Raw genomic sequence first — 15211 nt, 5'->3', positions numbered from 1 at the left:
ATTACTTTCTCACTAATTGCAGCTCAAGAGGTGTGGCTGCATTGAATGATATTAAATTAAGACCCGATTTAGTTAAGCGTTGCATTCGTGTGGTAAATGCTTGCTCAGCAGTTTTAGCAAATTTATCACGAAAACTTTTATCCATCAGCGGTAACGCAAAGTCACTGCCGTTGGCGCTAACCGTGACTGTTTGTTTAAACGCCGGTAGCTGATGCTCAAATGGGTCGCTAATATGGCAGCCGATCAGTTCACAATGTCGACTCAGTATTTCTAGTTGTTTAAAACTGGCATCATCAAGGGCGCTAAAATCTGACACTAAATAGACTAAGCTGCCCGGCTTGGCTAAATGATTCAAACGTTTTAGATTATCACTGAGTTTATTGTCTGCGGGCTCATCAATCTGCGCGAGTGCTTGCTGGTGGTTATTACACAAATTGTGGCATAGTTTTAACACGGCTTTTTCGCGGGCGCTGGGCTTGAGCTCTAAATGACCGTGTTGATTAAACACGATGCCACCGATGCGATCGCCGCGTTGGCACGCTGACCACGCAACCAAGGCACTGATATGCGCCGCTTGCACAGATTTAAGTAATAGCTTTGAGCCAAACAGCATTGAATTAGAAAAGTCTGTAAACACAAACACTGGCCGTTCTTTTTCTTCTTGAAACAACTTAGTGTGTGTTTCGCCAGTACGTGCTGTAACGCGCCAATCAATTGAGCGAATATCATCGCCTTGTTGATAATGACGTACTTCAGCAAACTCCATACCACGGCCTTTATGAGGCGCGAGATATTGGCCGGTCAGGCTATTTCTAATTTTAACTTTTGGCGCAAGCTCTAATAAGCGAGCTTTCGCTTTATAATACATCAGCTCTTTCAAGCCTAAGTCGACCCCATGGCTATGACTTAGGCTGAGCCACTGTTGGTTATCTAATTGGCTTTGCATGATTTATGGCACGGCAACAAGTTCTAAAATACGGCTAATGACTTGATCTTTAGTAACGCCATCGGCTTGTGCTTCATAACTTAAAATAATGCGATGGCGCAGAACATTATGTAACACAGCTTGAATATCATCTGGAGCAACAAAGTCACGACCTTGTAACCATGCATGAGCACGGGCACATTTATCTAAGGCGATGGTGGCACGCGGACTTGCGCCATATTCAATCCAGCTGCCTAATTGGGCGTCTAGTTTTGCGCCTTCACGCGTTGCAATAATAAGTTGCACTAAATATTGCTCAAGTGGCTCAGCTAAATACAGCCCTAAAATTGCTTTGCGAGAGGCAAATAAATCGCTTTGACTAATTTGTTGTGCTGGTGCTTGATGCTCGCTCAACGCTTCGCCACGGGTAAGGCGTAAAATATCAAGCTCATGCTCGGCGCCTGGATAATCAATACTTAGGTGGAGTAAGAAACGGTCTAATTGCGCCTCTGGTAGCGGGTAAGTGCCTTCTTGCTCCAGTGGATTTTGGGTTGCCATCACCATAAATAAATCCGACAGCGGATAAGTGTTTTTACCAACCGTGACTTGGCGCTCAGCCATGGCTTCTAATAAGGCTGATTGTACTTTAGCTGGGGCACGGTTAATTTCGTCGGCTAAAATTAGGTTATGAAATAGTGGGCCTTTCTCAAAAACGAACTCGCTGGTCTGTTGGCGGTAAATATCAGTACCGGTTACGTCAGCAGGTAATAGATCTGGGGTAAACTGTACGCGTTGGAATGAGCCTTCAACGCCTTTGGCTAATGCATTTACTGCGCGAGTTTTAGCAAGCCCTGGAGGGCCTTCTACTAATAAGTGACCATCGGCTAAAATAGCAATAAGTAGTGCTTGCGTTAATTCTGGCTGGCCAATAATTTGGCTATCTAAATAAGTTTTTAATTGTGAAAATACGTTAGTGGCCATAGTAAAAAAACTGTCCTGATTTGCAAGGTTTATAAAAGCTTAACTAGTAATATGGGTAAATAGTTTATAACACAAGTGTTAGACTCAAGTTTTCAAAATAGTTCGTTATTTTTTAACGATTTTTACCCTAACATAGAAAGCGCAGTATTTTTTGTAAATATGCTAAAAAAAGCCTATGGTTGGTAACTAATTATACTATTTTCAATTTCGCTATTGGCTTTAGCACACGGGTTGTTTAGAATCGAGGAAAACAAACAGGTCAGACCTGTCAGCGGGAGAGCATTAATGTCTGAGCAAAATATACTAAAAACAGCAAAGGGCGATCGTATTGCCATCGTCAGTGGTTTACGTACGCCATTTGCTAAACAAGCAACTGCATTTCATCATGTACCAGCCCTTGATATGGGGAAGTTAGTCGTTAACGAAATGCTTGAACGCCTTAACTTTGATAAATCTGAAATTGATCAATTAGTGTTTGGTCAAGTAGTACAAATGCCAGAAGCGCCAAACATTGCCCGCGAAATCGTATTGGGTACTGGTATGCCAGTATCTGTTGATGCGTACTCCGTATCACGTGCTTGTGCTACTAGTTTTCAGGCGATTGCTAATGTGGCTGAATCAATCATGGCAGGTTCGGTGCAAGTGGGTATTGCTGGTGGTGCAGACTCGTCATCGGTATTGCCAATCGGCGTAAGTAAAAAATTAGCAGGTAGCCTTGTTGATCTCAATAAAGCACGTACCTTAGGTCAGCGCTTAAAAATATTCTCTAAGCTGCGTTTAAAAGATTTATTACCAGTACCGCCTGCGGTTGCAGAATATTCAACTGGTTTATCTATGGGTCAAACTGCCGAGCAGATGGCAAAAACTCACAGTATTAGCCGTGAAGATCAAGATGCCTTAGCACATCGTTCACATACTCTTGCTAGCCAAGCATGGGCAGATGGTAAACTTGCTGATGAAGTGATGACTGCACATTTACCGCCGTATAAAAGTTTTATCGAACAAGATAATAATATTCGCCATAATTCAACGGTTGAAGGGTACGCTAAATTAAAACCAGCGTTTGACCGTCAGCATGGCTCAGTCACTGCTGCAAACTCAACACCGCTAACTGATGGTGCAGCAGCGGTATTAATGATGAGCGAAAGTAAAGCCAAAGCATTAGGCTATAACATTTTAGGTTATGTACGTAGCTTTGCATTCTCTGCCATTGGTGTGAATGAAGACATGCTAATGGGGCCGGCTCATTCAACGCCTGTTGCCTTAGCGAGAGCTGGCATAACGCTTGCCGATCTTGATTTAATTGAAATGCACGAAGCCTTTGCAGCACAAACGTTAGCGAACATGAAAATGTTTGCCTCAGATAAGTTTGCGCAAGAAAAACTCGGTCGCAGCAAAGCGATTGGTGAAATTAACATGGATAAGTTTAACGTTTTAGGCGGTTCGCTTGCATATGGTCATCCATTTGCAGCCACCGGCGCACGACTTATCACCCAAAGTTTACATGAACTCAACCGCCGTGGCGGTGGCTTAGCACTAACAACTGCGTGTGCCGCAGGTGGCTTAGGTGCAGCCTTTGTATTGGAGAGTGCGTAATGACACAGTCAGTATTTAATTTAGACGTTGATGATAGCGGTATTGCCGTTGTCACCATTGATGTGCCGGGCGAAAAAATGAATACCCTGCGCGACACTTTTGCAGATGATTTAACAGCCTTGCTTGATGACGCAAAACAGCAGTCAGTGAAGGGCATGGTATTCATTAGTGGTAAAAGCGATAACTTTATTGCTGGTGCTGATGTAAAAATGCTTGATAACGTGCAAAGTCGTGATGATGCACTGGCGATCAGCGAATTATGCCACAGTGCATTTTTTGATATGAAAAAACTGCCATTTCCAACTGTTAGTGCCATTCATGGTGCGGCATTGGGTGGTGGTTTAGAATTTGCCTTGGCGTGCGATTATCGCGTATGTACAGACAGTGATATCACTAAACTAGGCTTACCTGAAGTACAACTTGGTTTATTACCCGGTGGTGGTGGAACGCAACGCTTGCCTAAACTGGTTGGTTTGCAAAAAGCCCTTGAGTGGACGTTAACAGGTAAACAAATTCGCGCTAAACAAGCTAAAAAATCGGGTTTGGTAGATGATTGTGTACCACAGACCGTATTGCTAAAAGTAGCAAAAGAATTTGCTTCAAAAGGTAAAGCGAAAGCGGCCAAGCCTAAGCTTGATCGTATTAGCCAATTATTAGAATCGAATCCGTTTGGCCGAAACTTCATCTTTAAAAAAGCACAAGAAAATGTACTGAAAAAAACCGGTGGTCATTATCCTGCGCCGTTGGCTATTATCAAAGCAATACGCGCAAGTGTTGAGCTGGATGAACTAAAAGCTTATAAAACAGAAGCGGAAGGTTTTGCTACTTTAGTAATGAGTAGCGAATCAAAGTCATTACGTGGGATATTTTTTGCCACCACTGAAATGAAAAAAGAGTGGCGCAACGACGACGCTCCAGCAATCACTAAAACAGCCGTACTAGGCGGTGGTTTAATGGGCGCAGGTATTGCCCATGTTAGTGCTGTAAAAGCCGGTGTACCAGTTCGTATCAAAGATGTTGCAGAGCAGGGCATAAGTAATGCCATGAATTACAGCTATAAAATTTTAGATAAAAAGCAAAAGCGCCGTATTTTATCTAAGGCTGAACTGCAACAAACTATGAACCGAATTACTGGTACAACTAACTACAGTGGTTTTAAACACATTGATTTAGTGATTGAAGCGGTATTTGAAGACCTAAGTCTTAAGCAAGGTATGGTGGCAGATGTAGAACGTGAATGCCAAGCAAACACAATTTTTGCTAGTAACACGTCATCATTGCCTATCTCACAAATTGCGGCAGAAGCTGCCCGTCCAGAGAATGTAATTGGCTTACATTATTTCTCACCAGTTGAGAAAATGCCATTGGTTGAAATCATTCCACACGAAGGCACCTCAGAAGAGACTATCGCCCGGATTGTAAATTTTGCCCGTAAGCAAGGTAAAACACCAATCGTTGTTAAAGATAGCGCAGGCTTTTACGTTAACCGTATTTTAGCGCCTTATGTGAATGAAGCGGCTAACTTATTACTGGCAGGTGAGCCAATTGAAAAGATTGATGCGGCACTCGTTGAGTTTGGTTTCCCTGTTGGACCATTAGCACTATTAGACGAAGTCGGCATTGATATCGGCTCTAAGATTGCGCCAATTCTTGAAAAAGAACTCGGTGATCGTTTTAAAGCACCCGATGCGTTTTCACGTTTAATTGATGCCAAACGCTTAGGCCGGAAGACTGGCCGTGGTTTTTATCTTTACGATAAGAAAGCTAAAAAAGTAGACGAATCAGTTTACGAATTACTCGGCGTGAGCCCATCACCACGTTTAAATAAAAGCGAAATTGCTAAACGTTGTGTGGCACAAATGCTTAACGAAGCTGCCCGCTGTTTAGACGAAGGCATTATTGCCAGTCCTCGTGATGGTGATATTGGCGCAATCTTTGGTATTGGCTTCCCGCCATTTTTAGGTGGTCCATTCAGCTATATGGATAAACTTGGCGCAAACAAAGTAAGCTCAGAAATGGCTACTTTTGCTAATTTTAATCCGGTATTTGCGCCGTGTGCAGCTTTAGTTGCGATGGCTGATGATGGTGCAAGCTTTTATCAGCCTGAGCCTGCACAGCCAAGTAAAGCAGTTGTGGTAGAACAAACCGTGGCGGCTACGCAAGACGTTGCCGATGTAGAACCTGTCGAAGCGGTTGAGGCTCAAGAAGTTATTGTTCCGCCAGCGCCAGCTACTGAAGCTGAATCGGTAACCGACGCGCACCCAGCTGATGCAAGCGATGATAAAGTGAAATAGTATTTAATTGCTAGTTATAAAAACGCACGGATAGTTTGAAGTGCGTTTTTTTATGCCTAGAATTTAAAAAATTTAGTTGCTGAAATCATTTTGCTTTGTTGTTATAACAGGGGCATCCTAACTGATACCGCGTAAAGACGAATAATGAACATCAGCACTGCAAGATTACAATTGAGACTCCTTGAACAAGACGATTGGTCGTTTTTTCTAGCTTTGCATGATGAGCCATGCGTTATTGAAAAATGTTTTGACAGGCCTTCTGATACGCAAATACGTAGTAAGTTTATGCAGCGGTTGGCGCCGTGGCACCCTACAGCCAATAAGTCTTTGTGTTTGATGATCATTGAAATAAAAACAGGCAAAAAAGTGGGCGTTACAGGGCTTACAACATCATCATCAAACACTCCCGAAGTTGGTTATCTGTTAATGCCTGAGTTTTATGGTCAAGGTTATGCAACTGAAGCACTACAAGCATTTTTAACATGGGCGACGACAGCGTTTAACATTCAACAATTTACTGCTGTGGTTACGAAAGGGAATGTAGGCTCAGAAAAAGTGTTGGCTAAATGTGGCTTTAAGTTAGTTAGCGTTGAACCGTCAGCTTACGAAATTGGTGGGGTATTATTTGATGATCATCATTTTTTACTAACGTGTACGGAGTAAGGCTAAGTTGTACTGAACAAGTAGCTTGCGCAGTACAACATAAAATTGTGACTTACATATGAATTTCAATCGCTTTGCGATCTTTTTCCGGCATATTGGCAACCACTAAGTTAAATGAATTATCAATCATACGTTCAATTTCACCTTGCGGGATTGAGCCATCTAAAATAACAGTATTCCATAACCGTTTATTCATATGATAGCCCGGGATCACTGAAGGAAAAATATCACGAAGTGATTGCGCTTCATCCGGGTCGCATTTTAAATTCATCCACCAAATAGGGTTGCCGTCTTCGTCAGTTTCCCCTTCGTTGCCAACCGATAAAGTGGCAAACATTTTATGGTTTACTTTATATACATCAACTTCTTGGCCGAAAGGTTGGGTAACCATAACCAGAGGTTTTTTTGCTAAATACTCATGTGCAGTGTGCTGATCCATGATCCAGTCCTTGAAGTCATTTTTGGTAGTTTAACCATAGCAGCTTTTTCGTAGTTTAGTCATGAAAAATCGATTAATAGGTAAAATTTATGAGTAAATACAGGCCCTACGAGAAAAATAGCGGTATGTGATATTTTCTTATTGAAGAAAATCCAGTTCGTGGTATGTTTCTGGGGATTTATAAATTATAGGAAATACACTGATGCCAAAGGCAAGTGAAGTTAAAAAAGGTACTGCGATTGAGTTTAATGGCCGCGTTTTAGTGGTTAAAGATATTGTTCGTTCTGTACCACAAGGCCGTGCTGGTGGAAGTTTGTACCGTATGCGCTTATACGATGTAGTAACTGGTAGCAAAGTAGATGAAACATTCAAAGATAGCGACATGTTAAAACTAGCTGATTTAACTCGTCGTGAAGCAATGTTCTCGTATTTAGATGGCGAAGAATACGTATTTATGGATAACGAAGATTACACGCCATATAATCTTAATAAAGAAGCGATCAGCGAAGAAATTTTATTCGTCAACGAAGAAACCCAAGGCGTGCATGTCATTGTAATTGATGGCGCACCAGTGGGATTAGATTTACCATCAAGTGTTGAACTTGTGGTTGAAGAAACAGACCCTTCAATTAAAGGTGCTTCAGCGAGCGCTCGCTCTAAACCTGCACGATTATCAACTGGTTTGATCATTCAAGTGCCGGAGCATATTTCTACAGGTGACCGCATCCGTATTAATACCGCAGAGCATAAATTTATGGGCCGTGCTGAAAAATAAGTACGCTGCCTGTATTGATAAAAACCGACATCTTTGTCGGTTTTTTTATATCATTATAATTTATGCTCATTATTTGCCCGCAGTACTTTAAATCAGTGCATGCTTTGGTTACACTGCGCGCTCATTTTTTAAACTGAAAGAACGAGGCTGCTTTTGTATTTTCTGCTCAGCGTAGTATCTATTGTCGTTATGTATTCACAGGCAATTAAAAAAGGTATGCCAGTTAAACGCTGGTTGGTGCTAGCAGGGTTGTTAGGCCCCGTTGCATGGTGCTTGTTTAACTTACATTATCGTCGTGCACTAGTGCGCTGCGTGGGTATACAAGCGTGCACATGGCGACCATAGGCTGTCATTTATGCCTGTTGTACTAAACTAAGTGCCGCTTGGTTTTGTTGTTTCTTCAAAAATTCTGTAAATTCAGCTCGCGATAAAGGTTTTGAATAATAGTAGCCTTGCATCGTTTCGCAATTAAGCTCTTTTAAGATTGCAATTTGCTCTGCTTGCTCAACCCCTTCAGCCACCACATGTAAGTCTAAGTTATGTGCAATGGTAACTATTGAGTCAACCATATTACGGCCTCGCTCTGTTTGCATATCATCAATAAACGCTTTATCAACTTTTAGCGTATTAAGTGGAAACTGCTTTAAATATGCAAGTGATGAGTAGCCAGTGCCAAAGTCATCCATGGCTAAATGAATACCACGGGCACTGAGAGAGCGCATGATCGAAATAGCATCTTGTGGGTCGTCCATTACCGTACCTTCCGTAATTTCAAGTTCTAAAAAGTACGATGGCAAGGCGTGATTTTGTAAAATCACATCAATACGAGTAGTTAGATCCGGTAAGCTAAATTGTTTAGCAGACAAGTTTACCGCAACTCGGCCATTAAATAAGCCAGCATCCAGCCAGGCTTTAACATCACGGCATGCTTTATGAAGTACCACTTCACCAATTTCGATGATTTGCCCGGTTTCTTCTGCGATGGGAATGAACACGCCAGGACTAATAATGCCTTTTTTCGGAGTAATAAAACGCACTAAGGCTTCCATTCCAGTGAATTTACCGGTGCGGATATTCATTTTTGGTTGGTAGTAAACTTCAAAATGATCTTCTTTTAAACCAAATCGCATTAAGTTTTCAATTTGCAGGCGTTTTACTGCTTGGCGGTTCATGGTGTCGTTAAAGAATAAGTAGCTATTACCTTTCTTTTTCGCATGGTACATCGCAGTATCGGCATTTTTAAGCAGTAGTTCTGGGGTATTGCCATCTTCTGGGAATAACACAATGCCGACACTTGAAGTGATCACTAATTCGTGACCTGCCATTTTAAATGGCGTGGCAATGGCGGCTAAAAACTGTTTTGCCATTCTGGTAATGGTATGAATATCGTTAGTGCCAGACATAACTAAGGCAAATTCATCGCCACCTAAGCGGTAAAACACATCTTTTTCACGGGTGAGTTTACTCAACCGCATTGCTAGTTTTGCCAGTAAACTGTCGCCTAGTTGATGCCCTAATGAGTCATTAATTTTTTTAAAGTTATCTAAATCAAATACTAGTAATGCATGGTGGCTGTCTTGTTTTGCCAGCTTTTTAAGATCGGTAAAAAATAGATTTCGGTTAGGTAAGCCAGTTGTACGATCGCGATTTGATAAGTTATGTAGTTGTGATTCGGCTTTTTTACGCTCGGTTAAATCTGAATATACAATGACATAGTTACAAATTTGATTATGTTCATTCTTAATTTCATCGATTGAGATTTCAATCGGTAGTAGTTTTCGCTCACTGTTGCGCAGTTTAACTTCTTGTTGCCAATGGTCGGTAAGACGAACAGTATTTTTAATATCATCAATATAACTTTGCTCGTAACCTGGCAAGGTAAATGGCTTGTTTAAATAGTTATCTCGGTTCCCACCAAACTGCGATAAAAAGCTGGGATTAAGATCAACCAGGTTAAAGTTTTTATCGTAAATGGCTAATGCATCAGTGAGTGATTCAACACATTTAGCGAATAAGTTAAGGCGTGCCTCGGTTGATTTTAATTGCGTGATATCGCGTACCGTGCCAGTCATTCTTAACGGGTTTAAATTGGTGTCTTTTTCAATGATCTTGCCTCTGTCGAGTACCCAATGCCAGCGATCAAAGCTGTCTTTAATGCGATAGCTGGCTTCAAAAAAAGCGGTTTGCTCCGCAAAGTGTTGCTTTAACAGTAATTCAACTTGCGCTATATCATTAGGGTGAATAAGGGCTTTATTAGGTGGAACATCAATGATGGTATTTCTATCCATCATGTATTTATCGTTAATGCGCAGTACTTCACCAGTTTTGATATTCCAATCCCAAAGTGTGTCACCACTGCCTTCAACCGTGCTTTTTAAACGCCGTTCAGAAATACATAATTGGCGTCGTGAGCGGCGTAATTTGTAGATTGTGAATAATAAGTAAGGCAGCACTAACGTAACAAATGCACTCGGTAAATAAAGCATTAAAGTTTGCTGATCGACTAATTGCTCGCTATAGCCCAATGGGCTAAAGCAGAGTAATAATGAGGCGAATATGAATGTGTTGAATATTATTTTTATTATTATCATAGGGCACTTCTGTATTTTGCACTTGATAATCTAATTGAAGCACGGTGTTGTGTCAAAGAGAATGAGAAGAAATCAGCTTTTTTGTCGTTTTGTTTGTTTTAGGTACGCTTAGTAGCTCATATCTTGGTCTATGTTCTGCAAATGTCTCGCGAATATAAGTAACTATCTGCGCAAGACTAAGGTTTTCCAATGCTTCTAACAATTTTTGTTGCATATGAAAGTGATGATCTTGATTACCAATGGCAAGCCACAAGCGTTGTGAACGCAGCCGGAGGTTTTTATCTTTTTCGGCGATGTGGGTGGTTAAGCCATGTTTTTGTTGCTGCCATTGCTCTTCATTTAATTGCTCTAATGAAGCAAGGAATTGCTCAAGAAACGCATTATGACGCTCAAAAATCGCGGTTGCACTGTAGTTAGGTGACTGCACGTAGAAGGCGATGCCCGCACGAGTATTAAAGGGCGCATAACCTGCGCCCACTAGGTAGCCTAACTGTTGTTTGGTACGAAGTTCATTAAAGTAATCTTGATTAATAAGATGGTTTAGCGCCATCATTTTTACTTTTTCAACAACGTCATCGGTTTGTGCTTGGTAATAAATAACCATCGCATGATCGCTACAATTTAGAGTCAGTTGCGAGCGGGTTATTTTGTCTATTTCAAATAACGGACGGGTTAGATCTTCAATCGTTGCTGATTTAGCTAAGTGGTGAGCAATCTTTTTTTGAAACTCAATTGCATCACTTTCTCGCCAATTACCGTGCAAAAATGACTCTACATGCAAGGCATTAAAAAACTCGCGGCGAAAACAATTAAACTGATGAAAGCTGGTATCTTTAAGTGCCACAGCAAGCTGCTCTGGTTCTGGATTCCACGGCATTATTTTTGCACCCAGCACGCTAAATAATTCACCAACGGGTTTATTTTGATTGCTGTTACGCCAATGACGGACTAACTGTTTTTTATACTCGGCAAAACGTTTAGCGCAAATATCGACGTTAAATAACGCTTGGAGTAATTCATCAACTAATTCTAATTGGCTCGATGAGAGTCCCGCAGTGTGCAGGGTTAAACCACCTTGATGTGAGGTTAAGTGATAACTTAAACCAGCTAACTCTGCCGGGTAAAATTGTTCTGCAACACTATCCATAAATAAGTCTGCAAATAGACGAGTAAGTGCCATGTGTTTGATATCTTTAACAGCAAAGTCAGAATCCATCGCTAAATAAAAGTGCCCCTTGGCAACTCGAAAAGTGTTGTCTTGTTTAAACCAAAAATCAAAGCCAGGTTCTTTTACTAATAGTTGTGGGTGATTTTGTGGCTGCTCAACGTCATACAATGACACTTCTTTGGTTAAATAAGGGTTTGCTGTAGGTAATAGCATTTCTGGTAGTGGAGTATTAATTTCGCACAGCGCTTCCAGCCAACAGCTAGAAATACTTTCGATCCGATAGGGCGTGTGATACCACTGAGTGGTATGCTCAGGTTCAACATCAGGATGGATCAACACTAAGCGCATATTATGCGGCGTTAACCATTGCATTGCAGTTTCATGAGCCGTTTGATTAAAACCATCCATGAGATAGTCACCTTGCACATAATTGGCTTCATCGTAGTGTTGCATGTTGATGCTTAAATTACTGACCCAATCGATTAAGCGGGCTTTTTCTTGGTTATCAAAGGCGATTTGTAATAGATTTTTTTTATCTTGATATAAGCGCGGTAATTTATCGATGTTTTGATTAATTAAACAAATATATTCAAACACCATTTCAACGATGTCTTCATAGTATTCAATTCCTTCATCGGTCAGTGCCATGCTGATATTAAAATCTTTAAAGTTGCTACCGTTGATGCCACCTCCAGCAGAGAGGGCATTGATCCAACCTTGCGCTTTTAAAATAGAGTAAAGCGACCCTTGCCCTTCATACCCTAATAAATGCGCAATAAAACTAACGGTTTTATGGCGATAAAAATCATCAATATTAGGCATCGCAAAACTTACTATGAGTTTTTGCATATGCTTATGCGGTTCTATATGCAGTACTTTGCAAAGATCTTGCGCGCGATAAAGTGATGCCTCAATGACGGGTTTTGGTTGCTGCTGACCTTTAATATCATTAAATAATGTAGTTACCCATTGCACCATAGTGTCAATTTCTGCATCAGCGCAGATCACTAGGCTCATCCACTGGGCTTGATAATGGGTGTTAAAAAAATCTCGCAATTCTTTGCTTACACAGCCATTACGATCCGCTAAGGTTTGCTGATTACCCACTGAAAATTTAGCAAATGGATGAGCAGGATTAACGGTTTCTTTGTGTGCTTGATAGATGCGTCGGCCATCGTCTTTTATTTTTAATTTAAATTCTGCATCAATGGCATTACGTTCTTTTTCAGTTTCGCCAGGGTTGAGAGAAGGTGCAATAAAAAACCGGCTAAATTGGCTCAGTGCTTGTGCAAACTCTTGATTGTTAATATCGAAGAAATAACAAGTGTGCTCGGTGCCGGTCCATGCGTTGGTGTTGCCACCGGATTGGGAAACAAAATTACCAAACCCGCCGGATTCCGGAAATTGGTCTGTGCCTAAAAAAAGCATATGCTCTAAAAAGTGCGCGAGCCCTTGTCTATCAACAGGATCGTCAAAGTGACCAGCATTCACGGCCATCGATGCCGCGGCTTTAGTTGAATCTTTATCTTGCACTAACAGGACTTTTAGACCATTGTCCAGTGTGAGGGCACGGTATGTTCTGTTATCATTGCGGCTGATATTCAAATGATGCTCCTGAAACGTTAAGTTTACTCGTTGACAACAATGATAACTTCAGGGCTGCGATTAAATTGCTTGGCGATTTTTACCTGAATATCATAAGCGAAATGTGTGACGTTGTTTTAATATAGCGGACAAACAGGCAAACTGGCTACTGTTTTATATTCTTTAATCGGTTGATTTTTTATGAAAACAATCTTAATAATGCGCCACGGCGAAGCAACACCGATGCAAGCTGACGATGCAAGTAGAAATTTGACCTCGGTTGGCCAACAACAGGCCGAAAAAATGGGTTTATGGTTGCAAGCAACGCATACCCCAACGGCATTGTTAGTAAGTCCTTACATTCGTGCTCAACAAACAGCTGAAGGAGTAAAAAAGCATAATGCTTTTTTATTCGAAGAAACTTGCAGCGATATAATCCCTGAAGGCAATCCACAAATTGCCGCCGATTATCTAGAAACTCTCATCGCGATGCATCCACAATGCGATACCTGGTTGGTCGTAGCTCACATGCCAATAGTTAGTTATTTAGTTGACCAATTGAGTGCTGGGAATATGCCGATATTTAACACTGGAGCGGTTGCCGTATTGAGTTACGATGAAAGTCGCCATAAAAGCCAATATTTAAGTATTCACGCTCCCAGCAATGTCGAAATTTAACCTCATACCCAAACCACCTCAAGATACAGAATTCAGCGTTTCACAGGGGCTTAATATCAAGGCGTTACTTTGCAACAATGGCAGTCCCTTTCAAGAAGTAACAACGATGAGAGTAAGTGCCAGTGAAATGCCCAACTGAAACTCGCATCTTGAGGTGACTTGGGTATGTAACCTTGTGTTCAGAACCAAATTTGCTAAATTAGCGACACACTAATTTAGCAAAGACAATTTTATGACAATTGAACGTATTCAAACCGCAACTCGCATGAGTCGTATCGTTAAGCACAATGGTACGGTGTACTTATGTGGCCAAGTATGTGCTGACGCAGAGCAGGGCATCACCGAACAAACGCAAACCATGCTTGATAAAGTTGAGTTACTTTTAAATGAGGCGGGAAGTTCAAAAGAGCATATGCTCAGCGCCACTATTTATGTAAAAAGCATGGATTACTTTGCCGATATGAATGCGGTTTGGGATGCGTGGGTACCAGCAGGTCATGCGCCCGCACGTGCCTGCGTAGAAGCTAAAATGGCCCGCGATGCTTTGCTAGTTGAGATTTCAGTTGTTGCTGCAATCAAGTAACCCACAAGCATTTAAGGACTTAATATATCCAAATTAATGCGATGAATTTGCAGCCTTTGTATTAAAAGAGGTAAAGCTACTACCTCTTTTTTATTTTGCTTTGAGCATCATAATGAAGCAATACTAAAAAATGGTGATTTAGCTATCTTCACCAATTGGCAAGGTCCGTCAGTGCATGTATTGTAAAGACATTGCTGATACTTTTCGATTGCATAATGGGGATGAGTAATTTAACTTAAAATTTACGCTTGCTTTGGGGATTAATTCATGGGGTTGTTTCTTTTAAATAGAAAGTGCTTATTACTTATTGTTTTAACGTTTTCTTTAGTCGCTTGTAGTGATAATTATAATGAAGAGTTTATTACATCAGCTTCTACGCTGAATAAGTCCAAAGCTTTAGCTCAACAGTTAGAAAATTTAAACTTGGTAACCTTAAGTTATCTTAAAGAAGAAATTTTCATCGTTAATAATATTATAATAAATGATAAGAAGAAAACGTATGGTATAGCTCCTGAAGGCGGGTTTTATGAAAGTTACTATATACAATCTGAAAAAAATGCATACGAAAATTGGGACACCATTACGAACAATTTCATCCCTTCTACTATAGTGAAAAGAGAAGATGTACTCGAATTATTATCGGCAATGAAAGCAATCGGCATTACGGATATTTATCATAATAGAACTAATGAAATTTTCACTTTGCAATGGGGAAGTTCAGTGATGAACGGTTATCAAGGTTTAATTTTTGGAGATAAAAGTAGATTAGGTGATGAATACAAAGCTAGTCGGTTTGACGATTTTAAAGAAGTAAATAAAGATACATTTTACTTTGCTGTCAGGTGAGTATTTCCACAGTCCATTCGAACCTTTTTGTTGAGTTGAATTACACTGGCAGTGTCTAAATTACTCCTTTGAATACCTCACGCTTGTT

The 15211-nt window shown here is 40.8% G+C and carries 12 protein-coding genes; 7 read left to right on the top strand and 5 right to left on the bottom strand.

Going from position 1 to position 15211, the window contains the following annotated elements; translation table 11 throughout:
• Position 1: 1 nt before the first annotated feature.
• Complete coding sequence (locus PVK79_RS17140) at positions 2-946, bottom strand: DUF58 domain-containing protein (RefSeq protein WP_145240355.1); 945 nt, start codon at positions 944-946, stop codon at positions 2-4.
• A gap of 3 nt (positions 947-949) precedes the next feature.
• On the bottom strand, positions 950-1906 hold the full coding sequence (locus PVK79_RS17135) for an AAA family ATPase (protein WP_064667661.1): 957 nt from the start codon (positions 1904-1906) through the stop codon (positions 950-952).
• Positions 1907-2191: 285 nt separating this feature from the next.
• Between PVK79_RS17135 and fadI the strand changes: the two genes are divergently transcribed.
• From fadI to PVK79_RS17120, 3 genes are all read left to right on the top strand, one after another.
• Entirely contained in the window at positions 2192-3502 is a 1311-nt protein-coding gene (fadI, locus tag PVK79_RS17130) for an acetyl-CoA C-acyltransferase FadI (protein ID WP_145240359.1), read from the top strand.
• Positions 3502-5796 (top strand): fatty acid oxidation complex subunit alpha FadJ, encoded by a 2295-nt coding sequence (fadJ, locus tag PVK79_RS17125; protein ID WP_257326231.1) that lies wholly within the window; start codon positions 3502-3504, stop codon positions 5794-5796. The genes fadI and fadJ overlap by 1 nt, the downstream gene beginning before the upstream one ends.
• Before the next feature lie 144 nt (positions 5797-5940).
• Complete coding sequence (locus PVK79_RS17120) at positions 5941-6459, top strand: GNAT family N-acetyltransferase (RefSeq protein ID WP_182735582.1); 519 nt, start codon at positions 5941-5943, stop codon at positions 6457-6459.
• Between the two features lie 52 nt (positions 6460-6511).
• Here PVK79_RS17120 and PVK79_RS17115 read toward each other — a convergent pair whose 3' ends face one another.
• The gene (locus PVK79_RS17115; protein WP_145240364.1) at positions 6512-6898 is read right to left on the bottom strand and encodes an MmcQ/YjbR family DNA-binding protein; all 387 of its coding nucleotides are present in this window, start codon (positions 6896-6898) and stop codon (positions 6512-6514) included.
• Positions 6899-7100: 202 nt separating this feature from the next.
• Between PVK79_RS17115 and efpL the strand changes: the two genes are divergently transcribed.
• Complete coding sequence (gene efpL, locus PVK79_RS17110) at positions 7101-7673, top strand: elongation factor P-like protein EfpL (RefSeq protein WP_145240366.1); 573 nt, start codon at positions 7101-7103, stop codon at positions 7671-7673.
• Positions 7674-8026: 353 nt separating this feature from the next.
• On the opposite strand, the gene PVK79_RS17105 is transcribed toward efpL, so the two are convergent.
• Both PVK79_RS17105 and PVK79_RS17100 read right to left on the bottom strand, forming a co-directional pair.
• Entirely contained in the window at positions 8027-10159 is a 2133-nt protein-coding gene (locus tag PVK79_RS17105; RefSeq protein ID WP_257326390.1) for a putative bifunctional diguanylate cyclase/phosphodiesterase, read from the bottom strand.
• Between the two features lie 157 nt (positions 10160-10316).
• Positions 10317-13037 carry an insulinase family protein gene (locus tag PVK79_RS17100; RefSeq protein WP_182731359.1) on the bottom strand — a complete coding sequence of 907 codons (2721 nt, stop codon included), beginning with the start codon at positions 13035-13037 and terminating at the stop codon, positions 10317-10319.
• Between the two features lie 180 nt (positions 13038-13217).
• On the opposite strand from PVK79_RS17100, the gene sixA reads away from it, so the two are divergent.
• The 3 genes from sixA (at position 13218) to PVK79_RS17085 (ending at position 15123) form a co-directional block, all read left to right on the top strand.
• Positions 13218-13694 (top strand): phosphohistidine phosphatase SixA, encoded by a 477-nt coding sequence (gene sixA / locus PVK79_RS17095; protein WP_182731360.1) that lies wholly within the window; start codon positions 13218-13220, stop codon positions 13692-13694.
• A gap of 232 nt (positions 13695-13926) precedes the next feature.
• Positions 13927-14277: a RidA family protein gene (locus PVK79_RS17090; RefSeq protein ID WP_149983028.1), complete on the top strand. Its 351-nt coding sequence runs from the start codon at positions 13927-13929 to the stop codon at positions 14275-14277.
• Between the two features lie 267 nt (positions 14278-14544).
• A complete protein-coding gene (locus PVK79_RS17085) occupies positions 14545-15123 on the top strand; it encodes a hypothetical protein (protein WP_145240375.1) in 579 nt (192 codons plus the stop codon).
• Positions 15124-15211: the final 88 nt, after the last annotated feature.

The organism is Pseudoalteromonas rhizosphaerae (genome assembly GCF_028885455.1).
In the GTDB taxonomy this organism is placed as follows: Bacteria; Pseudomonadota; Gammaproteobacteria; order Enterobacterales; family Alteromonadaceae; genus Pseudoalteromonas; species Pseudoalteromonas rhizosphaerae.
This window is presented reverse-complemented; position numbering and strand designations above follow the sequence as displayed.